General features: G+C 34.5%; 25 protein-coding genes. 4 read left to right on the top strand and 21 right to left on the bottom strand.

Annotated features, from left to right (window positions below):
* The 3 genes from ACPUVN_RS06815 to ACPUVN_RS06805 all read left to right on the top strand — a co-directional run bounded on the left by ACPUVN_RS06815 (position 1) and on the right by ACPUVN_RS06805 (position 2,587).
* The gene (locus ACPUVN_RS06815) at positions 1-1,503 is read left to right on the top strand and encodes a TniQ family protein (RefSeq protein ID WP_426370273.1); all 1,503 of its coding nucleotides are present in this window, start codon (positions 1-3) and stop codon (positions 1,501-1,503) included.
* A gap of 172 nt (positions 1,504-1,675) precedes the next feature.
* On the top strand, positions 1,676-2,116 hold the full coding sequence (locus tag ACPUVN_RS06810) for a helix-turn-helix domain-containing protein (RefSeq protein ID WP_426370272.1): 441 nt from the start codon (positions 1,676-1,678) through the stop codon (positions 2,114-2,116).
* A 231-nt stretch (positions 2,117-2,347) separates the two neighbouring features.
* Positions 2,348-2,587 (top strand): hypothetical protein, encoded by a 240-nt coding sequence (locus tag ACPUVN_RS06805; protein WP_426370271.1) that lies wholly within the window; start codon positions 2,348-2,350, stop codon positions 2,585-2,587.
* Positions 2,588-2,766: 179 nt separating this feature from the next.
* On the opposite strand, the gene ACPUVN_RS06800 is transcribed toward ACPUVN_RS06805, so the two are convergent.
* From ACPUVN_RS06800 to ACPUVN_RS06740, 13 genes are all read right to left on the bottom strand, one after another.
* Positions 2,767-3,009, bottom strand: coding sequence for a hypothetical protein (locus tag ACPUVN_RS06800; protein ID WP_426370270.1), 243 nt, complete (start codon positions 3,007-3,009; stop codon positions 2,767-2,769).
* Between the two features lie 478 nt (positions 3,010-3,487).
* A complete protein-coding gene (locus ACPUVN_RS06795; protein ID WP_426370269.1) occupies positions 3,488-3,934 on the bottom strand; it encodes a hypothetical protein in 447 nt (148 codons plus the stop codon).
* A 98-nt stretch (positions 3,935-4,032) separates the two neighbouring features.
* Positions 4,033-4,653, bottom strand: a complete 621-nt coding sequence (locus ACPUVN_RS06790) for a Type 1 glutamine amidotransferase-like domain-containing protein (protein WP_426357399.1) — start codon at positions 4,651-4,653, stop codon at positions 4,033-4,035.
* Between the two features lie 425 nt (positions 4,654-5,078).
* The gene (locus ACPUVN_RS06785) at positions 5,079-5,489 is read right to left on the bottom strand and encodes a hypothetical protein (RefSeq protein WP_426370268.1); all 411 of its coding nucleotides are present in this window, start codon (positions 5,487-5,489) and stop codon (positions 5,079-5,081) included.
* 112 nt (positions 5,490-5,601) lie between these two features.
* Positions 5,602-6,030 carry a hypothetical protein gene (locus ACPUVN_RS06780; protein WP_426370267.1) on the bottom strand — a complete coding sequence of 143 codons (429 nt, stop codon included), beginning with the start codon at positions 6,028-6,030 and terminating at the stop codon, positions 5,602-5,604.
* 429 nt (positions 6,031-6,459) lie between these two features.
* A complete protein-coding gene (locus ACPUVN_RS06775; protein ID WP_426370266.1) occupies positions 6,460-6,843 on the bottom strand; it encodes a hypothetical protein in 384 nt (127 codons plus the stop codon).
* Positions 6,844-7,670: 827 nt separating this feature from the next.
* The gene (locus tag ACPUVN_RS06770; RefSeq protein WP_426370265.1) at positions 7,671-8,078 is read right to left on the bottom strand and encodes a hypothetical protein; all 408 of its coding nucleotides are present in this window, start codon (positions 8,076-8,078) and stop codon (positions 7,671-7,673) included.
* 129 nt (positions 8,079-8,207) lie between these two features.
* On the bottom strand, positions 8,208-9,791 hold the full coding sequence (locus tag ACPUVN_RS06765; RefSeq protein WP_426370264.1) for a hypothetical protein: 1,584 nt from the start codon (positions 9,789-9,791) through the stop codon (positions 8,208-8,210).
* A gap of 202 nt (positions 9,792-9,993) precedes the next feature.
* A complete protein-coding gene (locus ACPUVN_RS06760) occupies positions 9,994-10,251 on the bottom strand; it encodes a hypothetical protein (protein ID WP_426369881.1) in 258 nt (85 codons plus the stop codon).
* Between the two features lie 506 nt (positions 10,252-10,757).
* Positions 10,758-11,144 carry a hypothetical protein gene (locus tag ACPUVN_RS06755; protein WP_426370263.1) on the bottom strand — a complete coding sequence of 129 codons (387 nt, stop codon included), beginning with the start codon at positions 11,142-11,144 and terminating at the stop codon, positions 10,758-10,760.
* Positions 11,145-11,259: 115 nt separating this feature from the next.
* Entirely contained in the window at positions 11,260-11,559 is a 300-nt protein-coding gene (locus ACPUVN_RS06750; RefSeq protein ID WP_426370262.1) for a hypothetical protein, read from the bottom strand.
* An 861-nt stretch (positions 11,560-12,420) separates the two neighbouring features.
* Complete coding sequence (locus ACPUVN_RS06745) at positions 12,421-12,765, bottom strand: methyltransferase domain-containing protein (RefSeq protein ID WP_426370261.1); 345 nt, start codon at positions 12,763-12,765, stop codon at positions 12,421-12,423.
* A 22-nt stretch (positions 12,766-12,787) separates the two neighbouring features.
* Positions 12,788-13,819 carry a competence protein CoiA family protein gene (locus tag ACPUVN_RS06740; protein ID WP_426370260.1) on the bottom strand — a complete coding sequence of 344 codons (1,032 nt, stop codon included), beginning with the start codon at positions 13,817-13,819 and terminating at the stop codon, positions 12,788-12,790.
* 118 nt (positions 13,820-13,937) lie between these two features.
* Between ACPUVN_RS06740 and ACPUVN_RS06735 the strand changes: the two genes are divergently transcribed.
* The gene (locus tag ACPUVN_RS06735; protein ID WP_426370259.1) at positions 13,938-14,876 is read left to right on the top strand and encodes a hypothetical protein; all 939 of its coding nucleotides are present in this window, start codon (positions 13,938-13,940) and stop codon (positions 14,874-14,876) included.
* A gap of 41 nt (positions 14,877-14,917) precedes the next feature.
* Here ACPUVN_RS06735 and ACPUVN_RS06730 read toward each other — a convergent pair whose 3' ends face one another.
* The 8 genes from ACPUVN_RS06730 to putA form a co-directional block, all read right to left on the bottom strand.
* Positions 14,918-15,475, bottom strand: coding sequence for a hypothetical protein (locus ACPUVN_RS06730; RefSeq protein ID WP_426370258.1), 558 nt, complete (start codon positions 15,473-15,475; stop codon positions 14,918-14,920).
* 535 nt (positions 15,476-16,010) lie between these two features.
* A complete protein-coding gene (locus ACPUVN_RS06725) occupies positions 16,011-17,015 on the bottom strand; it encodes an NAD(P)/FAD-dependent oxidoreductase (RefSeq protein WP_426370257.1) in 1,005 nt (334 codons plus the stop codon).
* Entirely contained in the window at positions 17,002-17,133 is a 132-nt protein-coding gene (locus ACPUVN_RS06720; RefSeq protein ID WP_426357364.1) for a hypothetical protein, read from the bottom strand. Before ACPUVN_RS06720 ends, ACPUVN_RS06725 begins: the two co-directional genes overlap by 14 nt.
* A gap of 197 nt (positions 17,134-17,330) precedes the next feature.
* Positions 17,331-17,852 carry a rhodanese-like domain-containing protein gene (locus ACPUVN_RS06715; RefSeq protein WP_426357363.1) on the bottom strand — a complete coding sequence of 174 codons (522 nt, stop codon included), beginning with the start codon at positions 17,850-17,852 and terminating at the stop codon, positions 17,331-17,333.
* Positions 17,853-17,888: 36 nt separating this feature from the next.
* On the bottom strand, positions 17,889-18,197 hold the full coding sequence (locus ACPUVN_RS06710) for an ArsR/SmtB family transcription factor (protein WP_426370256.1): 309 nt from the start codon (positions 18,195-18,197) through the stop codon (positions 17,889-17,891).
* 378 nt (positions 18,198-18,575) lie between these two features.
* On the bottom strand, positions 18,576-18,956 hold the full coding sequence (locus ACPUVN_RS06705) for an STAS/SEC14 domain-containing protein (RefSeq protein ID WP_426357361.1): 381 nt from the start codon (positions 18,954-18,956) through the stop codon (positions 18,576-18,578).
* 29 nt (positions 18,957-18,985) lie between these two features.
* Entirely contained in the window at positions 18,986-19,444 is a 459-nt protein-coding gene (locus ACPUVN_RS06700) for a cytochrome C (RefSeq protein ID WP_426357360.1), read from the bottom strand.
* A gap of 395 nt (positions 19,445-19,839) precedes the next feature.
* Positions 19,840-23,664: a bifunctional proline dehydrogenase/L-glutamate gamma-semialdehyde dehydrogenase PutA gene (gene putA / locus ACPUVN_RS06695; RefSeq protein WP_426370255.1), complete on the bottom strand. Its 3,825-nt coding sequence runs from the start codon at positions 23,662-23,664 to the stop codon at positions 19,840-19,842.
* Positions 23,665-24,114: the final 450 nt, after the last annotated feature.

Raw genomic sequence — 24,114 nt, 5'->3', positions numbered from 1 at the left:
ATGTTACGTCTACGCCCCTACCCAAAAGAAAATGAAGCATTAACTGAATACTTAATGCGCCTTGCTTATATGAACAGCCACTTTAAGCTTAGTAACTTTCTCAAATCGATAAAAATGGATAAACCCAAAGCAGGACGTTTTGGACTTTGGCACACAACGCAATTAACTAACTTAACTAAAGTGCTATCCATCGAGCTAGGTCGTGATGTAACTGATGTACTTCAACTGCATCAGCGATATAGTCAAACATCTTGGCTTTATGAGAAGGGTCGGACATTTGCTGAGTTAGTAGTAGATTTTCCTCGTATTTGTACCGGTTGTTTGGCTGAGGAACACGTTATGGATTGGCGTTGGGGTATTGCCACTGTAGCCCGTTGTCCTAAACATAAGCTTCCGCTAATAGATACCTGCCCCCAATGTCATAAACCAATATCATGGGATGCCAACCTTTTTGAATTTTGCCCAAGCTGTAAGCAGCCTTGGAAATTAAAGGCTAGTGCTCAGCATTTCGCCGATATCGAGTTAAGCGCATTAGAGTGGAAGTTATGGCCTGAAGTTGATGGTACGCTACTAGCAAACTCAACACTGTTAGCTGATGTCACTTTTGCTACGTATGTAGCAGCACGTCCGTTTGATATGTTGATTCAAGCTTTCTCACGTGTACCCTATAGTGCTAATCATAGTGAGTTAATATTAACTGGGATACAGTTGTTAACATCACCTGAGCATCGAGTTCTATGGGACGAACGTTGTAATAGTCATTTACAAGACTTTACTGAAACGATTCATCCACCTATGCAATTTAAGCATTGGGTGAAAGGAACATATGATGAATCTGACTTTCTCAACCTTACATCATTCAATGAACGCACTGAATATGTTCAAAAAGCTAGAGTCAAGTATGCATCAGAACTTTATGATGAAATCCCTCGTTATCACGTTGATATCTTTTCCTTAGCAAAAGCCGTAAATCTAGATATTGGTGATGTCACCATTATATTTGAAAGCCAAACGTTTCCCATGGTAAATACATCATTTGTAGGTAATCAAAAAATGAAGTTTACTAAGATATTCAATATGCACTACATCACGGGACTTATCAGTGAGTTTGTTAAAACACCTCCATACAAAGATGGCTATTTAACCATAACGGCACAAACACAATCGGTAATACAACACTTGTGCAATTTCGGCGACGTAGTCAATGCTGTTTTGACTAAAAAGATTAAGGGTTACTTTTCCTCAACTTCAGATTTAAGCCAAGTTATAGTACCTACAGAGCCTTTTAAAATTTGGTTAGCAAATATGCTTAAATCTTCTTGTCATCGACCTATAACCGTTGTTGATGCATCAAAAGCAATTGATTGCTCGAACGATGAGATAATACTTTTAGTTCGAGAGAAAAAGTTGAAGTGGGCAAAACATAAACGTAAAGGTGAGTTTATTAATGGTTCATCTTTTAAGACTTATTTGGAATCGCACAACTCGCAGACCCAAACCTGAACACTACCCCACTTAAGCGAAATGATCGCATGCTAATTTCTCCAGATACATCAGCAATAAAAAAAATATCTAGGTGGCGTGATGGAAGCCGCTTATCTATATAACACTTAAAAATCACCATAACGACCCAAAGTCTACTTTGATGACTGTTTGGATTGATTAGGAGAAAAAAATGTATCATTACACAGAAAGTGGATTATCTAATGTCTACTTAAAGAATGGTTTTACCGTTGAAGAAATTGACGGTGAGACATACAGCAGCATTGACGATATAGGTAGTTTACATCAAGCGATTGCCGAAATTGTGGTGGATAGCAAAAAGCCATTAACAAATAAGGAATTCAAGTTTTTACGGATCGAGCTAAATGTATCTCAAAAAATATTGGCTACGCGTTTTGGTGTTTCTGAGCAAACAATCGCTAGGTATGAAAAAGGTAAATCAGATATCCCAAGAACGACAGATGCAGTACTTAGAGTGTTGTATATGGAAAGCCTAGAGAAGCATAATCCTGTGAGTTATTTCTTGGATTTATTGTCAGATGTAGAAGCAAGTAAAGTAGCTAAAAGAATCTTACTAGAAGAAAGAAAAGAGCATTGGGAGTTATCCGCATAAATAATGGTTCGTAATTACGTCATGTGCAAGAGATGCTTGGTCATGCCTGTAGTTCAACGACACAAATCTACGCCCATGTTAGCCGTAAGCAACTTGGCAAGGTGTACAACAAAACACACCCTCCTGCACATAGCAGTAGTGGTTTATTTAGCTAAACAAGCGTTTAACACATTACTTGGGTAGTTGGTGCTATCCAAGTTATTTAAACCTGCTAACGTTAAGGTATTTGTTATGAAAAAGTATAAAGAAGCTAGCGTGAAAGTTGTTAGTGAATTGATATGTGATAGATGTGGCTTACATGTAGTAAAAGGCGATGATGAATACAGTGAGTTTATTTGTATCGAACATTACTGCGGTTATGGCTCTATTCTCGAAGATGGAAAACTGATGTGTATTGATATATGCCAACATTGTTTTGTTGACTCTTTTAATGAGAATTTACGTTTGAGTGAGCTAAGTCAATCTCATTGAACTAGGTTTTTCTTTGAAGAGTTATGTTTCTTTTTATGGGTGAATATTACATGGCCTGATATTTCAAAAAGAAGAATGGGTACAAGCGAATATTGATGGATACAACGGTTATTTAAAAAGTCTAGAAAACATATTTAATAGCGCTATTTCAGATATTTGATACTTATTTAAGTTAACGTTTAGCTGGTTCGTAAACCGTACTTATTTATATGCAGGCACGATACTATGATCCAGTGATTGGTAGCTTTGCCATCGTTATCCAAGATCCAAAAACATTCAACCCCTGCATCAGTTTTCTCTTTTCTAATAAACTCTTTTTTATTTGGGATGCTTTCGTTACGCGCTAATTGACATACAAGCTCTTCAAATCCTTCATTTTGTGAATTATCTAAAGGCCGAGTGTTGTTCCAATTGATCGTCATTATTTTCATTCCATTTATACAGCGATATAATTTATTTGGGGTCTATAATGAATTCTATGTATTTCATTTCTGACATCCTTTATCAGTATTACGTTGATACATGCTATTAATAATTATAGAAACATCTTGAAAGTGGATAATTACATTGGTTATGCCACCCAATTACATCAGAACTGCCAGTCATTATCATTCTACCCTGCCACCTAATAACATTTTATGTGACCACTGAATAACATTAGGTTTGTCACGAATAAAAATGATCACTTGGTGCGCATTGTTGACGTTAGCTATCGGTCATTCTTTAGGTTAATAGTTAGCCAACTGCGGACATTAGCTTTTGCTCATTCTTAATAATATTTAAAAGGATATTAGCCAAGATCATATACTCGGCTGAGAGACGGGTTCAAACTCATTGCGGACATTGGATTGTTGTACTATGGCATGGGACACCTCATTTTTAGTTAGATTTTGGTGTCCGTTAAAGCGGGGGAAGATCAAAGTCCTGTTGATTTGCCTTATAGTTGCTGACTATCGGCAAACTTTTTGATATATGTAATACGTCAGCGCCCCATGAGCCTCTTTCTTGGCTTGATAAATACACAGATGACGATAGACCTTTTAACTCTAAAATCTGATGTGACTCATCGGCAAAGACAAAGGATATGTCTTGTCCGACAAGCTCACACCAAACTTTCCAGTTAGTCGCATCTATAACATGATCAGGTTCATTTTCGTTGAACCTTTCAGGCTTAAATCCAATGCAATATTGTACTGGCTCATTACACCAAGAAAAATAAAATATTTCACCAGTTTCGAATTCTAAGTAAATTTCACGATCTATTTCGTGAGATTCGGAATCTGTTTGTCCTTTCAGCGAACCAAAATCAATTTCAAACAACTCGTAAATTACACTCTTAAGTTTCATAGGCAACTAACGCTGCCATAAACGGCAAAAAGTAGTTGGCTATAATTTGTGAGGCACGAACAATGGCCAACTGTTTTTTGTCCGATTTAATGGCCTTGTTAGGCTTTGCTCACAATTTTAACATTACTGTCATTTATAATAATTGCCTGATCATTACTGAAAGTACACATGTTTATTTTATCTGAAAATTTTTCAAATACTTTTTCTGCAAGTTCTTTGAATGGAAAATTGGTGTAATGAGGTAAAGGATAAAAATCAATAACACCAAGAGCGTCATAGGATGCTAGTTTTTTAGCTATTTTAGGGTTATCCATTTCAGAAATATATTCAATATTTGGAGAAAGAATAACTGATCCAGCTGACTCACCAATATAAGTTTTCCCCAAATTAATTTGGTCAATAATTAGTTTGTCTGCTTTTGTTCTTTTTAATTCTTGCAGAAGGAAAAAAGTATTCCCTCCACCTACATAGATAAATTCATTATGCTTAAGTTTGTTTAATATTTCTTCATGTGACGCAGTAGAAATTTCAAGAACATCTACAATAAAACCAATACTTTCTAAGGCTTTTTTTCCTGCCTCTACATAAAATATAATTTCTTCATGAATACTCGCTGTAGGGATAAAAGTGATGGTTTTCCCCTGAAGATCTTCATTTTTATATTCTTTAAATAAATTTACAACGTCTGCAAAAGAGGAAGTTAAAAATATATTTTTCATTATTATCCTGACCTAGTTAATGATAGAGAAGCCTAATGCCTCAAACAGAGGCTAAAAATTGTTGGCCAAAATGGCGAGGTACGAGCAACGGCTAACTGTTTTTAGTCCTGCTGCTTTGCCTTGTTAGCAGTGTAAGATAAGCTTTGGCGGTTTACCGCTGTAACTACCTAATATTACAACTAACTATTTTTAATACACTTTACTTAAAAATTTACACTGAGAAAACAACACAAAGAAATTATCGACAAGTAAACTTTAATTAGGGAGAGGTTAAATGAAACGTAAAACCTTTTTACTTAAAACCAATCCCTGATTTATACAAACTGAATAAGACTGCTAACGCCACGTTAAGCGGCAAAAAATTGTTGGCTATAATGTGAACGGAGTGAAACAGCCAACTGTTTTTTGTCCGTTTGAACGCCTTGTTATAAGGTTGGTTCCCAAGCCCATTTTTTGTATTTTACGACAAATTCTTTGGCTTCAGATAATGTATCAGGGTACGGAACACTATCGTAGCTATTTGAATCAATTCGTATTTTTTGAAACACAAATCCATGTTCTGCGAGAAACCTAACCTTTTTCCATTGGGCAATATCCGATTTTTTAGGTGGTTTAAAATGCCTACCTAAGTTTACCGTTGTACTTTTACAAATAGGACATTCCATAGTCTTAGGGTAATCACATGAAGGGACGTTGAAATGACGCATGTTAGAAGTTTTACAGCTAAAGCATGCAAAAGACATTGAATACTCAGGACCTTGAACCTTTACAACTGGTTCAGGTAAATCTCTGTAACCAGCCTTTCTTCGGAGTTCCATTCGACTTTGCTTATCCATGCCTGATTGAACCTTATAACGCCTTGCTAAGAGGCAAAAAATAGTTTGCTAAAATGTTGAGGAACGAAAACAGCAAACTGTTTTTTGTCCTTTTAAGCAACTTGTTATACGTTTATACCACCAAACTAGTTACTTGGGTATAAATACGGGACTGCTTTTTAAAACCAACAAATTTGTCCGCATACTCTCCAAAAAAGCAAGAAGCAAATTGGCTAGATGTTACACAAAACCAATGTGACAGTGGATGATTTTTAGCACCATAAATTGGTTTATCGACTTCTTCAAATTGATCTGCGGTTAAGTCATAAATGAAACCATCAACTTCAACCCAATAATGATTTTCAACACCATCGGAGCTTTTTCCGTGTATAACTGAAACATCTTTTTCTGGATATTTATCCATGAAATAGAAAGCTAAAAAGCAAGATGCTCCTTCGCAGCAATTTTTAGGAAAATCTTCAAAAAAAGGTAACTTAATATTGCTGTGTTCAGTTTCAAAAGTAGCTCTGAATTGTTTTGCTATATCATCTAAACTTTTCAATTACACACCAATCTGAAAAACGTATAACGCCTCAAACAGAGGCTAAAAATTGTTGGCCAAAATGGCGAGGTACGAGCAACGGCCAACTGTTTTTAGTCCTGCTGCTTTGCCTTGTTAGCAGTGAAAGATGAGCTTTGGCGGTTTACCGCTGTAACTATTTAATAAGGCAACGCATTATTAAAAATACACTTTACTTAAAAATTAACACCAAGAAAAGAACACTAAGTGTTTAGTTTTAAATAAGCTTTAATTAGGAAGAGGTAAAGTGAAACGTAAAACCTTTTTACTTAAAACCAATCCCTGATTTATACAAACTGAATAAGACTGCTAACGCCTCACTAAGAGGCAAATAATAGTTGGTTAAAATAAGCGACGAAGGAGCAAAAACCAACTGTTATTTGTCCTTTTGAGTGACTTGTTAGGTACACTTTACCAATTACAGTAATAAGTAAGATTTAGGTTTTGTTTTATAAAATTTTCATTTCCAGATACAACAATTAGTTGCTTATTAAAATACAACTTTAAAATAAGATCATGTTCAGATTTATTTATATAGCCATATTTACAAATACTATCTTTACCAAAGTAATGACTTTTATATTTAACTATTTTATCTAAACCATCATAAACAGATTTAATTGTTTGCTCTGACGGCAAAGCAACACTAAAACCATAAGACGTCATTTTATCTAATGACGAATCAAACAAGGAGTCTTTTACAACCCAATACACTTCAGGGTTAAATGGGTGATTATATAGATTAAAGTCTTGGTTTTTAATTAGGGCAAGAGGTTTAATTGTTTGTTTAGGCAACTTTTTAGAAAGAGTTACAAGCCCTTGAGGATTATCTTCTGCTTTAATTAAGAAAGAACAAGATAATAAAACTAGGCATAAAATCGTGACTCTGATGCTAACCTCCTTGTGTACCTAACGCCTCATTCAGAGGCTAAAAATTGTTGGCCAAAATAGCGAGGCACGAGCAACGGCCAGCTGTTTTTAGTCCTTTGCAATGCCTTGTTAGCCGTGGAAGATAAACGTTTGCGGTTTACCGCCATAACTAGTTAATAATACAACGCATTATTAAAAATACACTTTACTTAAAAATAAACACTAAGAAAAGAACACTGAATATTTAGTTTTAAATAAACTTTAATTAGGAAGAGGTAAATAGAAACGTGAAACCTTTCACTAAAAACCAATCCCTGATTTATACAAATTGAATAAGACTGCTAACGCCTCAAACAGAGGCTAAAAATTGATGGCCAAAATGGCGAGGCACGAGCAACGGCCAGCTGTTTTTAGTCCTGCTGCTTTGCCTTGTTAGCAGTGAAAGATAAACTTTGGCGGTTTACCGCTATCACTTTCTAATATTACAACTAACGTCTTTTAATACACTTTACTTAAAAATTTACACTGAGAAAACAACACAAAGCGATTAACGTTAAGTAAATTTTAATTAGGAATAGGTAAAGTGAAACGTAAAACCTTTTTACTTAAAACCAATCCCTGATTTATACAAACTGAATAAAGACTGCTAACGCCCCATTAAGAGGCAAAAAACAGCTTGCTATAATGCCTGAGGAACGAAGGACAGCAAGCTGTTTTTTGTCCTTTTGAATGGCTTGTTATGTGTAAATTTGCTAACTTAAATATAACGGAATATATGAACCATATGCCCAAATAAGCGTTCCTGTGATAGTAAGCGATATACCTTTTAACTCACTATTTAGTTCCTTTTTTAGCTGAATTTTTACAGCTGCTTGATAATCACGTTGATAACGCTCAGATTCTTCTGGTGTTAGTGGTGGCCCTGTAACACCTGTACTTGCGGCAATAATTTGCTCTTGATTTATGTATCTCTCGATTGTCGTAAACCTAATCATGGAGAATAAACCGAAAACGGTAACAACAGCACCTGACGCAGCAAATAAATTTGTATCTTTGGTTACTTGTGCTAAATAAAAACTCGCCAAGCTAAACAAGATAACGAAAATTAATGATACCCAAGAATTAAGGATTAAAAGTAAAAATTTATAAAATTTACTCATAAGTAGATTGAATCTCCATTTACACATAACGCCCCATTAAGAGGCAAAAAATAGTTGGTTAAAATAGCGAGGCACGAGCAAAAACCAACTGTTATTTGTCCTGCTTGAATGGCTTGTTATATGCGAAGATTAACTCATACTATCAATAAGTTCTGATAGCTTAATGGTTTTTGAATCTTGGCTTAGTCCACATGGATATGCACGTTCTTTTTCGATTTGTATTTTTACTAAACGAGTAGCTTCTGCTTTGTCGTTATTTAACATCGCTGCTATAGCGGAATTAAAGGTTTGGTTACAACCAACATATAGAGATACCCATTTTTCTAGTGGTATTTTTTTCTTCCCTTCAGCATCTATACCTTTAATATATGAACACATATCTTGAATTTTATCTTGAAATTCATCTGGAGAATTTATCTGCCAAGTAGAACCTCTATAATTCGTAAAGTCGAATAGTGTTGGAGGCGTTTTATTATCTTTGAAAAATGATTGTACTTCAGGGTTATATACACTTAAATGTATTTTGATAGTTATGTTATCTGTTCCACTTTCTTGTTCTCCAAGTACACTGACCGTACTCCAATGAAGTTCATATTCCTTAGCGGATGCAGAAAAATTAGGAACTGATGTCTTTTTATAACCTAATTCACAGATAAGCGGTAGGTAATGATTTTCAATGAAACCCTTAAAAATGGGAGCAATCAAATTCCCTTTGATTGACTTTTTAATCGGGGTTAGTAAGTCTAAAACAGGGCTTCCAGCACAAATAAACATATCACCTGTGACCACAATCCCCCAATCTAGGTTTTTACCAATGATTATATAGTCACCTAAGTCCTCTGAGTGTTCCCCAACTAACATGCCTACATTCTTTGCTTGATAATTAAATATGACTTCTTTTTCTGGCTCTTTAAGGCTAAGAAAAAAACAATCGCCTTCAGGGCAGATAATTGAATAATCATAAATGTTCATAGTTACATAATTATGGGTTTTTATAGGTGATTGAGTGACCATATGATAAATTGGTAAGGCATCTTTGTTTTCTGAAATTGCAAGAGCAGCTATGGCTGTATCTTTTTTATAAGCTTCGGGATCAAGTATTTTGTCACTTTCTAAAAATAATGATTTGAATGCCGACAAAACTTCTCTGTATCTTAATGAGGATAATATTTTAACCTCTGGGAACATATAATGGTTTAAAAATGCCTCCCTTGAATTTTTATCTGAAGATTTATATTTTTCATATGCAGTGCTCAATGTTTTATTTAGAAATATGGCTAAAAATATTTGATCACCTGTAGAAACTTCTATGAATTTACCTTTCTTAACAGTGGTTAGTAAAAAAATAAAATCAATAAACTCCGATGAAACCCAGTCACTTTCTTGTTCGAAATTTACCTCATGTTCTATAGAGTCTTTTTCTGCTCGACAAAATATTCTCCCTTGGTTGACATCAAATTTCGATTCTAATTTTGAAATCCCATGTTTCTCACCTATTGAAGAAATAAACTCATCCATGAGGAAAAAGTATGAGTTTTCACTTTCAATGCACTCACCATCAAACATTACAATACAATCAAGTTTATCGTGTTTGGTAGATATTTGTTCAACTAGCAATGCTTCGAATTCAACGAAGTTTGTGATTTCTGGAAGACTCTCTGGGAGTAACCCTTTTTTTTGTAAACCTTCAACGAGTTTTTTAGGTGGTTTCATTTACTTTCCTTAGTTGGAGCTTGCTGAATCTGATGAGAAGAAAAGACTGTTCTCTGCGCCCCTAGACGCGATTAACTTGTTTGAACATTTTTAGCATATAACGCCCCATTAAGAGGCAAATGATAGTTGGCTAAAATAAGCGACGAAGGAGCAAATAGCCAACTGTTATTTGTCCTGCTTGAATGGCTTGTTATAACGAACTTTATGCAAAGGTCTCAGGAAAAACAATTGCCAAAACAACCAATATTATAAAATAAGAAATGACTGCACCCAAAGTAATTAAAGAGGTAAATAAATATTTTTTACCTGTTGATAATTCCTTTGAGAAAACACTAATATTTAGGGCGAATGCTAGACCACCACACAAACCACCAACTGCACCTCCAATTGATATTAATGCAATTGGTAACCCACAAAATAATTGCTCATACCACTTCATGTTATTTTCTTCTTCGCTCATGAGGACTCCATAGTTGAATTAAGCACATTCGTTATAACGCTTTGCTAAGGGGCAAATGACCGTTGGCTATAATGCGCGAAGCGCAGCCGACTGTTATTTGTCCGTTTGAGCAACTTGTTAGTTGCTTGGTTATTAAAAACACTTCAAGCACAACAAGTTACCATGTTTATTTGATGGAAGGAAGAAGCCAAAACACCTCCGCATTTCTCACCAAAGTTTGAACTTTGAGCCTTAAAAGCTAAAGTCACGTTTGCATAAAGCTACGCAAGGCGAAAACTGGGTTGGGCAAAAAGGAAGTGAATATTGTAAGGCACTTCCATTGCCAAACCAAATAATTGAACCACACGCAAAACAACTGTTGAGCACACAATTACAAAAGTAATTTTATAAAATTTATGCGGACAACTAACGCCCTAATAATGGGCAAAAAATTGTTGGCTAAAATGTTGAGGAACGAAAACAGCCAACTGTTTTTTGTCCTTATTAATTAGCTTGTTATACGGCTTTTAGCTGTAATACTTTTGATTAAATTCTTTTATTACTTTATGCGCATCATCATCAGAAAAACCCATTAACTCTAAAGCGACTTCTTTTCTTGTTAATAGAAAGTTCAATAAATACTCTTCGACTGATTCATACTCTCTTAATTCAGAATAAAATGAGCTTAGAGATAGAGTTCTGTATTTCATAGGTTTAGAAAATAGTAATTCCCATGACTGCTTTTTATTAAAGTTTATAAAAAGAGCAAGCCATTTTTCTTTATGTCTGCTCACATATTCACTTTCTAGAGCTTTCTTATCTTCAAAGCTCATACGACGAGGAAGATCTTCAGATGTTATTCCGTATTGATTTCTACCGCCTCTATGCAAAAGGTGATTTGTTGCTTGACTCAAAATTTAACTCCTGACCTTACTTGCCGTATAACGCCCAAATAACAGGCTAAAAATAGTGGGCTAAAATGGAGCGGAGCGAACAGCCCGATGTTTTTAGTCCTTGTTGATTTTCTTGTTAGGTGTTTTTACCCACAAGCATTTGTTCTTTAACATTGTTTGGGATATTAACCCAAGTTGTATCATTATCTAAACTTAAATTAATACTGCAATTCTTTGCGACTTTGATGATGTGGTGAAACCAATCGGAATGACTCCACTCTCTCGGAGCTGGAGATTTAAACGCTTTAAGATTATTGTCCCAATTAACTTCCGCAGCTTCACGATAAATATATTGGTAACTAGGCTCTCCGCCACTTGCTAAGACAATAATCAATTGATCATTTGCGAGTATCTCAACCTTTTCGATAACTTCCATGCTCGATAAACACCTAACGCCTCAAACAGAGGCTAAAAATTGTTGGCCAAAATGGCGAGGCACGAGCAACGGCCAGCTGTTTTTAGTCCTGCTGCTTTGCCTTGTTAGCAGTGTAAGATAAGCTTTGGCGGTTTACCGCTATAACTTTTTAATATTACAACTAACGCTATTTAATACACTTTACTCAAAAATTAACACCAAGAAAAGAACACTACGATATTAACGATTAGTTAAGTTTAAGTAGGGAGAGGTTAAGTGAAACGTGAAACCTTTTCACTAAAAACCAACCCTTGATTTATACAAACTGAATAAGACTGCTAACAGTTTAATATGAGGCAAACACCCGTGTTTCTACACCGAAGTTAACATCATTATTGTTTAATAATAATCACTCACAATAATTTAATTTTGAATATTAATCAATTATTTATAATTAAAAATCAAAACATCACATTCTTTTTTACGACAAATATTAACCACATACTTGTAGAAAGAAGGATACATGGCTGGCTGTATATAAAATCAGTGACAATTATAAAAGGATTTATAAATATCATCTCCCTATGTGAACTATATTTCTGATCAAATTCGACTAGCGCGTTACGCAAAAAAACAATTCAAGCTTAACTGGTTATTGTCAAAAAATTATCTGCAATAAACTCATCGTTTTAAATTTTTGGAACGTCCGCTTTCGTATCTTTGTTGACATAAGTCTGCCTAATTTTGAGGACTAATTTAGTTCAGTTCTTAGCGGCAAAAGTCTGTGCTAGTGGTGTTCAATATATCCAAAGATGACAGGTCTTTTAAAATCGAATTATTATGGCAGAGCTGAATGCAATTGGCTGGCTTAGCTAAATGCAATTAGGTGGCACTAATAAGAATGATATCGAAGGTTTTGTCTTTGACTTTTTCTAATTTTGGTAAGGTATCGCTTATCCAGGTTACATCATCACTAGTAAACACTTGCCCTAGTGCTCTTAAATTGTCTGATGGTTCAATTGCAGTAACGCATAACTTTTTATGTTTTAGCGCTAACGCATCCCTACCAATACCTGCACCAATATCGAGTGTAGTTTTACATTGTTGGAAGTCAATTGCCTGAATCCATGAGTTATTAACATTTTCAAACGAAGTTGATTGGTATTGTGAGAATAAAATTGCTGAGTTTTCACTATAAAACGTAATGTTATTGTTTTTACTACTCACTCAGCATCTTCCTTATTTGTTTTTACTTATGTTCGTCATTATCAGCAATTAATAAATCGGTTACTATCATTTTTACTTTCCTGCCACTGATTATTTTAGGTTCAAAACGAAGAGAAACTAAAGCTGGAAGCTCTATATTTTTAAGTTGTGAAATGAGGCTTTCATCTGCATCTGTTTGCGATAATTCAACCCCGCCGCTTGCTTGAATAGTGAAGTTTCCAGTGTCATGTGTTTGTACTGGTTTTGTATAATATAAATGCCCTACAGTAAAATGAGAGTTATATTTTGTAGAATAACCACCTCCAAATTTATATCCCATCAATAAGTACTTATTCTCAACGCTACCTCTTAATCCGGCTAGCTTATTTAAACTCTCGTGACTTTCATTGATTGTAGTAACTTTTTTGTTTAGCTCTTCCTGCATGTTTTCTTTGATTATTAACTTCCCATCATTTATATAGTGCCGTGGTGCTTCATAAATGACTGCTTGCTCTATCTCATCAATAGAACTGCTTCTTGATAGCGCGGATAAATCTATTTCAACCATTAGTCTGTTACTACGAAACTGCTTTTGCGCTTTTTCCTGTTCAACAGCGTGAGTAACTAGTACCTCGATATCAATAGACTCCCCATCTTCAGTAACGGCTATTAAGTCTGGTTGATATCCTTCTAATGGAGCTTCAATTTCAATGTTTTCTAATTGAGTTATCTTGCCTTGTTCAAAATATGATGACTCATGAGAGTAACCGCCAATGTCCTTTGATTCAACTTTCACATAACTTGCCGGTAACATAAGTTTTTTATTTTTAGCGATAAGGTCTTTAGCTAATAAGTGAATTGCAGTCTCTTGGCCTAAATGGCAGTCATCACCATCATAGTGTGCAAAATGATGCTTTCGAATGTCTCCTTTTTTGGCGACAAGTTTTTTCTCGCAATAAGGACAATGACATTCACAATTTAGCCCTTGTTCAACATCATTTATTGAAACTAATTTACCTTCCTTTAATCCATAAGATAATTCAGCATTGTTGATTTCGTTTGTTTCTATACTCATAAGATGCTCCAATAATTAAATTTTTAGTGGCGGACATACCGCTCGATGTGGATAATCAAATAAAACATATAATTAATCGTGAAATTCCGGAATTACCGGAAAAGGAAAGTAGTAAGTCATGGAAAACAAAAAGATTTCTTATTTCAGTAATGCAATTGAATTTTTGGCCGATGAGATAAACAACCAAGATGTAGAGGAGTTTTATCAGTCCTGTATTGACGTCCTAGCTACTAAAGAGAGATTAGAAAAACCATCGCTAAAGGACTTGTTCCGTGGCAAAGAAAAATCCGATAAAACGTATGGTAATTATCTAGATAAACTTATTGAGCTTCTAAATAAATTTAAGGTTGAAATTGCTAGTCGTAATGCGGATTTAGACTTTAAAAAAAGACCGGTAATTAAGAAGCACGTTGGTGGTGGCTCAGGAAACGCAACTTATTACTCAATGGCTTTCGAAGAAGAAAATGCTGTTGAGTCTGCCACAGCAAAAAGAACAGAAATGCCTCTAAATACGTTAAATGGCGATATTACTTATAGGACAAAGTTACTTAAGCGCACACCGTGGTATCTCAAAATTACTGGTAAGTTCTTTACAAAAAAGAAACACCGCCAGGTTTTTCTATTTTCAGTGTTAATTTACTTCATCGCAGCACCCATTGCACTTGGCTTTCTTTTAGCAGAGCTACCACTGTGGGCTTGGAGCTTACTTGTAGTTTGTTACTATATTTCCTTTAAACCTGCATGGAACATAATGCACTTATCAATTAACAAATTAACCTTGTTAGAGCACATATTCCAGCCTGTTGGTGCCGTATGCATTTCAAAAGTGACTAATGTAAACAATAAAGAGGAGTATTTAGATATTGATAGAGAAATAATGTCAGTGATTGTTGATGGCACTTGTCCAGTATGCCTTAATCAATACAGTTTAAAAAATTCAGTACATCTTGAGAATCACTCATTATTCAATAGAAGAATCATAGGTAAATGCTTAAATAATCCTAGAGAACATCGATTTACTTTTGATAAAGACTTAATGAAAGGTTACAAAATTTAGAAATTAATACAGAGCTTCCAAATATTTGCATTAGAGAGAAGTTAGGATAGATCTCCTGTTTTTATCCTATATAGCATATCAGATATAGCCTCTCTGCCTGGTCCTGTGCTTATTAATGCAATAGGTGCGTTTCCACATAACGGGAGCTTTTCCTTAATTAACCACTGATTCACCAATTCACTTCTATTTTTAAATAAAATCATTAACTCTGACCAAATTTGTATAAAGCCAATTACTGATTCTGTTTGTGATTTATTTAGTGATTTTCTTCTGTATTGATAACTTAAATTCTTCTTAGATATACTTAAAACGGTTACCAACATATCTTTAGGAATTATATTTGATAAAGTTTTAATGAATTCACCACTAATACCATTTCTTACTAAAAGTGCCGTTACTAATATGGGGATGTTAAACTTAGGAAACAATAAATAACTAAGCGCTACATCATCAATATTATTAATTTGACCGTTTAACTCTGAAATTTGTTTATTATTATTTTCGCGAAAAATTGTCAAATAGTCATTCGCCATTGATTGTGAAGAAAATTGTTTTGATGCTTCACTCCATGACTCTTTTAGTATTGCTAGTGAGATCATAACGGACCTTGAATAATTTACAGCATGTTATGATTTTGCCCTTTTTTTTGAATAAATCAAGCTAATACTATTTAAGATAAACAGTTGAAAATATTAGCAGTTGCATATATTATTAAAAATATACTATATTGCTTTAAGTACTTGTAAATAAAGACCTGTAGAACATCAAAAGATAAGATCTCACGCTTAATCTTTAACAGGTATAATGATCTACTTGTTAGCTTGGAAAGAACAAAAGAAGATCTTTGCGAACTTTCTCTATATCCCCTACAAAACGTGATCTTACGATCTACTGCTTAACTTCGAATGACATCCGTTTGTTAATATTGGTACTAAAACATGTTTACCAGGATTAGCTTGTATTGAATTATTAGTACCATTTATCTAGATGAACTTATTTAGGATAATAATTTATAACCGTTTGAATAAAAATATATGTTTTTAATTATTATCTTTTGGTGTTTCTGACTCTGTAATCATTAATGTAACTTCAGATTGGGTCTAAGTCGTTTGTTAAGTTTATTAACAAGCATAATTAAGTAGAAAGAGAAACTAAAGAGCCATAATCTACGTACAAATAAGGTTTGAGTTCTTTACCTTGTTCTGCATTTTTAATATTTGTGAAAACATTAGATGCCATTTGATGTGCAGATTGTGCTCTTGGAGGAACCTTTGAACCATCAGGCATTATACAATGCGCACAATCACCAATTGCATAAATACTATTATCTAGAGTTGTTATTAAATTCTGGTTCACTACTAACTGATTGATTTTGTTAGTTTCCAGTCCATCAAGATCTTGTAGAAATTCTGGTGCTTTAATACCTGCAGCCCAAACAGATATATTACTATTAATAAAATCTCCATTTTTTGTATGTAAACCTGTGGCTTCAACTTTGGTTACAAAGGTATTAAGTATAATTTCAACCCCAAGCTTCTCGAGTTCTACCTTAGTGCTATTTGCTATTCGTTCAGGCAAAGCAGGTAATAATCGTGGCCCTGACTCTATTATTCTTACTTTCAGTCGATTGTTATGCAGATGAGTATAACCATATGTTTTTAATAATTCGGTGGTTTTATAAAGCTCGGCTGAGAGTTCGACACCTGTAGCCCCTGCTCCAACAATAGAAATTGCTAAAGTATCTTTTGTTGTATCGTCTTGTAACTTTAAAAATTCGTTGAGTAAAAGTGTGTGAAAGTTTTGTGCGCTTTTTTGAGAGTCTAAGAAAATACAGTTTTGTGCAGCGCCTTCAGTACCAAAGTCATTTGTAATAGAACCAAGAGCGAAGATTAATTTACTGTAATTAAGCTGACGTTTGTCTAAAACAAGCTGTTGTGCGTCGTCGATTAATGGAGCTAAATAAACAGTTTTACTTTCTCTGTCTAGATCTATCATTGTGCCTAATTGAAAGGTAAATCCATTTTTGTGAGCAATAGCTAAATAATCGACACCATCAATTTCTGCATCTAATGCACCAGCGGCAACTTCATGCAACAAGGGTTTCCAAATATGTGTGCGGTTTTGGTCAACTAGAACCACACGCTGCGGTCTTTTTTTTATAATATCGGCCTAACTTTGTAGCGAGTTCTAACCCACCTGCACCACCACCAATAATTACAATTGGTGCGTTATTACCTTCATTATTAGTATTAGTCATATTTATCACGCTATTCCTCAATTACTGAAAAAATTGATATCATTAACTATAAAACCTAGTTTCCCTACTTTAAATTTCATGAGTAAAGAAGATTTATAATGCTTATGTAATATATCTTTATTTTACACAAACCACATACTTAAATAGCATTACAGAGGCTAATAATAAGAAACAAATTAGGTTATTTTTAGAATACTCTAAACTTTTTGATTCCATGGCATTTTTGCCATGATTATAGCCAAACCACAAGTACCAGATAAGCCTGCGAATAAAAGCCCTGCACCTAAAAATGCTGGTATGAACATGAATACTGGATCATACAAGTACCCTGTTGAACTCCCTAATAATGCTAATGATCCAATTGTAATTTGAACCTGTCTGTCTAAAGGAAGTACTTTACTCTTACCTTGTTTAACTGGGTTTCCTTCTGCTTCCCATGCTTCAATACCACCAGTTAAATTGTATATAACTACATCGTTATTTTGTTCTGTAATTTTTATACAGGCTGAATTACCTCTTGCACCTTTTTGACAATAAATAACAATTTTATTTTTTGTATCAGGTAAATCGTCAGCTGTAATTTTACCTAATGGCAATAAAGTAGCACCTTGAATATGCTTATTAGCAAATTCTGCTGGTTCGCGAACATCAATAATTGTGGCTTCGCCATCGTTTAGCCATTGTTGTACTTCTTTCGCTGTAGCGTTTTTGAATTTCATTTTGCCTTCCCATTTTGGTTTTATATTAGATAAATCTTATTTATTGCAGTAAATTAAATAGAGTGTAGATAAAATAGCATTTACCTCAATACTCGCTAATTTGTAGTACACCATTTGTCCGCGTTTTTCAGCGGCAACTACATCTGACTCACGTAATTTAGCTAAGTGTTGAGATATTGCTGATTGCGATAACTCACTCTCTTCTTCTAATTCACCTGCACTTTTTTCGCCACTAGCCAGTGAACATAAAATTTGTAATCTGTACTTATTAGCCAAGAGTTTTAACAGTTTTTCTGCCTTCTCGGCACTCTCAGCCATATTAGATTTTTGATTGTCATTTAGCATATGTAAAGATCAAGTATATTAGTTAAATCTAATATACTTTAAATTTAAAGAAGCTCCAAGATATTTTATATGTTTAAGAATTATTATTTATCTAACATCAATAAAAATAGGATTTATTGTGTTTATATCGATATGCAGATATTTTTTGCGTGCTTTATAAGTGCTTGTTTTTTATATCTGATGATAGACGGTGTAATTTCTGTTAGTTAATATATTAGTATTAGCTAATGTTGTTCTGGTATGTTTATAGCGGGTCTTGTGGATTATATAATGAAGAAATTGATATGTGGTTATATAGTTTATTTATTCAAAGCTACAAATCTAAATGTACTGGCTTGGCTTTATTAGATTAAACCTAAGCGAGCACATTTAGAAAAGTTACTGTTTCAGCCAATCTACTGCATCAGTTAAATGTTCGAAATATTTAATTTCTCCTGATATAAACCATGAACCTATTTTAGCTGTTTTTGCTTGCCAGTTTTTATTGCCATAAATTGCAACTTTATTAAATTCATTATTATGTTTTAAACCAAGTTTTAAATCGTCCCATGCCGCTCTAAGTTCCCAGCCTTCTAGTTCAGTACCATCTATGAGTACATCTACTTTTGGCTCCTTTACTTGTGACAATGCACCATCAATTAAGGGTGTAATGATTTCATAATCTTCATGGGTTAATTTACCTACAGCTTTTAAAGAGAGAAAAAATTTATTATTTATTCTTTCTATACCTATTGATAAACCATGTTTAGTGATTTTCATCTCTATCTTCCTTACTCAATTTATCAAGATTAATAATTATAAAGCTGATAATTTGTATGACTATAAGGGATAAGTTCGTAGCGAGTTTCTAAATATGTTACGAGATCTATTAACTCATTAATGGTCATTTCTTCATTAAAGTTTTTCATTTTAGACTTACCATCAGTGCTATAACTATCTTCTGGATATGATTTCACAATTTTATGTGAAGGGTTAATTACACTGGTAACTAACTCTGCATAAGTTTTAACTTTTGTTGATTGTCCGCCTAATGGAATATTTAACTCGGGGTTATCTATTACATTTCCTTTATCTAATTCTTTAATTTGATGGCACGATAAACAATGGTATTTAACTATAACCAACTTACCTTGATTACTATCACCTTTAGGGAAACTAAAACCTCTAGGGGATTCTGGTCCTAAGTCACAGCTTATTAGCCCTAAACTTATTAGAGAAACACTACATACGGCTATTAAATATTTCATATCGTCACCTATATTTATTATTAATGAATAAACTTTGAAGTTTAGGTTAGTAAAAAGCATTATTTAACGAAGCTACTTTAACATTAGCTTATTAGTGGCAAGGTTTCTTTGTTATTGGTCGTTTATATGAGGTAGATCAATTTTTGATTAATAGACAATACTCATTTCATGTTGTTGGTATTGTATTTGTTTGACTCTAATTACTATTAGATAGGTTTAGGTAACGAACTGATTAAAGGTGTATTGAATATTTTGATAAAGGTTTGAGAGATTTTATTTGAGTCTAAGAATTTAACCTCACTTCAGTCGTTAAACTGAAATGAGACTAAACTTATAATATTAGCTAACGCACTTGCACTCTCTTATATATTTTAAAGAGTGAAAAGTGTTAAATATTATTCATCTTCAACTAGTGTCATTAATGATGTATTACCACCCGATGCTGTAGTATCAATACTCACAGTTTTCTCTGTAACTAAACGCTGTATCAAATTATCGAAATATTCAGAGGTTATTATCGGTAATATGGCCCCTTTTCTTTCCGCTAATTTTTCACTGATATAGTGTTTACGATCACAACTACTATCAACAACTACACCTGAAAGCGCAGGATGTTTCAACATTGGTGATAAGTGACATAATCTTGCTACTTGAAAAACATTTTCACCAGCGCCAGTACCAACAAACTTATCTCTAAATGCTATTGCTTCATCATAGTATAAATCAGAAACAACGCTGACTACTGTATTACCTGTAGCCAAAGCCGTTACAATTGAAAGCACCCAGAAATGGAAGCTAACCGTTTGATCAGCAAAACAAATAATATTGCCTCTGTTTTCTAGATACAAAATATTAGATTCACCCGTTGGACCAGGTAATACTTGTGGCTTCTTCAAATGTTTTTCAATGTTGATTAACTGTTCGCGTGATAATTTTAACGTGTAGTTCAAATCGTCGGCTAAATCTTCAACAATATTCACATGGGCAATTTTGGCTAACAATTGACGCACACAAGATATACGTGTGTTTAGATCTGTTAGTCGCCAGTTTTTCTCGGCTTCATCTGCTCTGTCTAAGAATAAAGACGCTTCTTCGTTAGACTCAGTATCACCAATTAATGCTTTGGTTTTTTCAGGTAATAAATTGAATTTTTCAGCATCAGGTGTCGCTTTTTCTACCACTAAACGCGTTAAGTAGTTTGGTCCACCTGCTTTAGGACCTGTGCCTGAAAGACCTCGTCCACCAAATGGTTGTACGCCAACTATTGCGCCAATCATATTGCGGTTAATATAAACATTACCCGCACGAGATAGTCTAGCCAGCTCATTCGCACGATGTTCGATACGTGTATGAATGCCCATTGTTAAGCCAAAACCTGTACCGTTAATTTTATCAACAACAGATTCGATTTCATTACCTTTAAAGCGAACTATATGAACACAAGGTCCAAATACTTCTTTGGTAAGTACGCTAATATCTTTGATTTCATAAAGACGAGGAGCAAAAAAGAAATGCTCGTTGTTTGCTACGTCATCAGCAATTTCGCATTGATATAATAAAGTACCGTTTTGCTCCATGTATTCGCTATGAGCATTAAGGGCATCTAAAGCTTTTTGATCTATTACAGGTCCAATATCCGTACTTAATTGTGACGGGTCACCTACATGTAGTTCTGCCAGTGCACCTTTAAGCATTGTGATAACGGTATCTGCTATATCTTCTTGTAAGAATAATACTCTTAATGCCGAACAACGTTGACCTGCAGATTGAAAGCCAGATGAAATAACATCATCAACCACTTGTTCTGGTAAGGCTGTTGAGTCAACTATCATACAGTTCTGTCCGCCCGTTTCAGCAATAAATGGGACTTGATCGCCACCACGGTCTGCTAACGTTTGAGAGATACGAGTACCTGTTTCAGTTGAACCTGTAAACATAACTGTTTGCACTCTGTTATCAGGAACAATAACACTGCCAACATCACTACCACGGGCAATAACTGCCTGAACAACGCCATCGGGTAAACCTACAGATTTCATTAACTCGATAGTACGAAGTGCAATCAAACTTGTTTGCTCTGCGGGTTTAGCTAATACAGTATTACCTGTTGAAATCGCTGCAGCTACTTGCCCTAAAAATATAGCTAACGGGAAGTTCCAAGGGCTGATACATAACACAACACCACGAGCTTCAAGTCGTTCATCTTTCTCTAACTCTATGGCTTTACCAGCGTAATAACGACAGAAATCAACAGCTTCTCTAACTTCATCAATGCCATCTTGAGCAACTTTTCCTGCTTCTTTAATACATAAGCCGATAAGCTCATTCATGTGACGTTCTAAAATATCAGCAATTCTACATAACAAATCAGCACGTTCTACAACAGGCGTTTTTGACCAAGATGCGAAAGCAGTTTCTGCTGTTTCGATCATTGCTAACATGTCTTCTTTGCTGTGAAATTGATGAAAACCTATGATTTCACTATGATCCGCTGGGTTTAATACGGCACTTGAACCTGCTGGTAAATCACTTTTATCTAATAGTTGTTCAGAAAACCATTTATCTAATGACGCTTTTAATAAGGTCAGTTCGTTAATGTCAGATAAGTCTAAGCCTTTTGAGTTATCACGTCCTTCACCTGTTTTTCCTTGGTAAAGATCTATAGGTTTAAGTATCTGATTATTGTATTTATCTTTTAAGCGCTGTGTTCTTTCTACAGGATCTTCTAGTAAAGATTCTACAGGTTTAGATTCATCAACAATGGCGTTAACAAACGATGAATTAGCACCATTTTCTAATAATCTACGTACCAAATAAGCTAATAAGTCTTCGTGATGACCCACTGGCGCATAGATACGACATTGTATGGCTTCATCACTTACAATTTGGTCGTACAATGAGTCGCCCATTCCATGTAAACATTGGAATTCGAAACCTTCTTTATCATCACCCGCTAGTTCAACGATTGTTGCTGCTGTATAAGCATTATGTGTAGCAAATTGTGGGTATATGGTGTCTCTGTAATCTAATAACTTATTAGCACAAGCATGATAAGAAACATCGGTAGATGATTTACGTGTAAATACTGGAAAGTGGTTATGACCGTCTTTTTGGGTGTTTTTAATTTCAGTATCCCAATAAGCGCCTTTTACTAAACGGATCATCATTTTACGATTAACACGTAAAGTCAGCTCGCGTAACCAGTCAACTACAAAGATTGCACGCTTTTGATATGCTTGTAATGCAATACCAAAACCACTCCAATCGCCTAAGTCTTCATCACTAAAAACAGCTTCAATAATGTCTAAAGAAATATCTAAACGTTCAGATTCTTCAGCATCAACAGTTAAACCGATGTTATAACTTTTAGCTTGTAAACAAAGCGCTTTAAGCTTCGGCACAATTTCAGCTATTACTCGGTCTTTATGAGTAAATTCGTATCTAGGATGAATGGCAGAAAGCTTAACGGAAATGCCTGGTACTCTGCGTGGATCATTTTTACCTGATGCTTTAGCAACTTTACCAATAGTTTCAATCGCATCTTGATAAGATTTTAAATAACGATTGGCATCATTCATTGTACGAGCACCTTCACCAAGCATGTCGTACGAATACACATAGCCTTGTTGCTCTTTTGTAGCCGCACGTTCAGTTGCCGCAACAATGGTTTCACCCATAACGAACTGTTTACCCATAATTTTCATGGCAAAGTTCATTGATTTACGAATAACGGGTTCACCTAAACGGCCAATGATTTTTTTCAATAAACCGTAGCTTTCTCGCTTTTGCTGGTTGTTGTAATTAACCATAGAGCCTGTGATCAATAACCCCCAAGAAGAAGCATTTACAAATATAGAATCGCTGTTACCTAAATGAGAACTCCATTTACCTTGAGATATTTTGTCACGAATCAATACATCTTGAGTATGCTTATCAGGAACACGTAAAAGTGCTTCAGCCAAACACATTAACACTACGCCTTCTTCACTTGAAAGTGAATATTCGTTTAAAAGCGCGTCTATCGCACCTTCACCTGATTGATCTTGACGGATTTTCATCACCATCATTCGGGCACGATCCCAAGCACGACTTCTTGCACTAACATTAACTTCTGCTAGTGGAAGAATATAATCAACAGCAGTATTTTCATCAATACGGTAAAACTGACGAATCTGCTGACGTATAGGACAATCAGTGTTAAACGAACTATTAAAAAGCATTTATTTGCCTCTATTATATTGAATGTATAAGTACACTTTTAAAGCTTAAATGTACTATTTATGATTATATTTATTAAAACATTTTGTATAGCTAATATAGCTATATTTCGTTGTTCTAATTATGATTAGTAATTATTTGACGCATTGTATATGGCTTAATTCATCAATCAACCGAAAATCTTAAATATTCGGTAAATCTTTATTTTTACCGAATAATATTTTATATGATTCGAGTGATGATATTCGACACCATTGTTGGTTAATAAAAGACATCATTATTTATTTAAGATAATATTCTTAAAATATAAAATTAAACTGAAAGCTATGTTTCTTGGTGTTCCAACAACTTTTATGTGTTGATAGAACACGAACGAACTCACAACTTAAATAATAAATACAAGTTACTACCCAATGTAACTAACATGTACATATTAAACAATAAAAGGGTGT

It is taken from the genome of Pseudocolwellia antarctica (genome assembly GCF_049933045.1).
Taxonomy (GTDB): domain Bacteria; phylum Pseudomonadota; class Gammaproteobacteria; order Enterobacterales; family Alteromonadaceae; genus Pseudocolwellia.
The sequence above is the reverse complement of the archived record's forward strand: the minus strand, read 5'-3'. Positions and strand labels throughout refer to the sequence as shown.

Excerpts from the sequence above, each read along its gene's own strand:
- ACPUVN_RS06815 (WP_426370273.1), top strand. The coding sequence starts at position 1 with ATGTTACGTCTACGCCCCTACCCAAAAGAAAATGAAGCATTAACTGAA.
- ACPUVN_RS06810 (WP_426370272.1), top strand. The coding sequence starts at position 1,676 with ATGTATCATTACACAGAAAGTGGATTATCTAATGTCTACTTAAAGAAT.
- ACPUVN_RS06805 (WP_426370271.1), top strand. The coding sequence starts at position 2,348 with ATGAAAAAGTATAAAGAAGCTAGCGTGAAAGTTGTTAGTGAATTGATA.
- ACPUVN_RS06800 (WP_426370270.1), bottom strand. The coding sequence starts at position 3,009 with ATGACGATCAATTGGAACAACACTCGGCCTTTAGATAATTCACAAAAT.
- ACPUVN_RS06795 (WP_426370269.1), bottom strand. The coding sequence starts at position 3,934 with ATGAAACTTAAGAGTGTAATTTACGAGTTGTTTGAAATTGATTTTGGT.
- ACPUVN_RS06790 (WP_426357399.1), bottom strand. The coding sequence starts at position 4,653 with ATGAAAAATATATTTTTAACTTCCTCTTTTGCAGACGTTGTAAATTTA.
- ACPUVN_RS06785 (WP_426370268.1), bottom strand. The coding sequence starts at position 5,489 with ATGGATAAGCAAAGTCGAATGGAACTCCGAAGAAAGGCTGGTTACAGA.
- ACPUVN_RS06770 (WP_426370265.1), bottom strand. The coding sequence starts at position 8,078 with ATGAGTAAATTTTATAAATTTTTACTTTTAATCCTTAATTCTTGGGTA.
- ACPUVN_RS06765 (WP_426370264.1), bottom strand. The coding sequence starts at position 9,791 with ATGAAACCACCTAAAAAACTCGTTGAAGGTTTACAAAAAAAAGGGTTA.
- ACPUVN_RS06760 (WP_426369881.1), bottom strand. The coding sequence starts at position 10,251 with ATGAGCGAAGAAGAAAATAACATGAAGTGGTATGAGCAATTATTTTGT.
- ACPUVN_RS06750 (WP_426370262.1), bottom strand. The coding sequence starts at position 11,559 with ATGGAAGTTATCGAAAAGGTTGAGATACTCGCAAATGATCAATTGATT.
- ACPUVN_RS06740 (WP_426370260.1), bottom strand. The coding sequence starts at position 13,819 with ATGAGTATAGAAACAAACGAAATCAACAATGCTGAATTATCTTATGGA.
- ACPUVN_RS06735 (WP_426370259.1), top strand. The coding sequence starts at position 13,938 with ATGGAAAACAAAAAGATTTCTTATTTCAGTAATGCAATTGAATTTTTG.
- ACPUVN_RS06730 (WP_426370258.1), bottom strand. The coding sequence starts at position 15,475 with ATGATCTCACTAGCAATACTAAAAGAGTCATGGAGTGAAGCATCAAAA.
- ACPUVN_RS06720 (WP_426357364.1), bottom strand. The coding sequence starts at position 17,133 with ATGACTAATACTAATAATGAAGGTAATAACGCACCAATTGTAATTATT.
- ACPUVN_RS06715 (WP_426357363.1), bottom strand. The coding sequence starts at position 17,852 with ATGAAATTCAAAAACGCTACAGCGAAAGAAGTACAACAATGGCTAAAC.
- ACPUVN_RS06710 (WP_426370256.1), bottom strand. The coding sequence starts at position 18,197 with ATGCTAAATGACAATCAAAAATCTAATATGGCTGAGAGTGCCGAGAAG.
- ACPUVN_RS06705 (WP_426357361.1), bottom strand. The coding sequence starts at position 18,956 with ATGAAAATCACTAAACATGGTTTATCAATAGGTATAGAAAGAATAAAT.
- ACPUVN_RS06700 (WP_426357360.1), bottom strand. The coding sequence starts at position 19,444 with ATGAAATATTTAATAGCCGTATGTAGTGTTTCTCTAATAAGTTTAGGG.
- putA (WP_426370255.1), bottom strand. The coding sequence starts at position 23,664 with ATGCTTTTTAATAGTTCGTTTAACACTGATTGTCCTATACGTCAGCAG.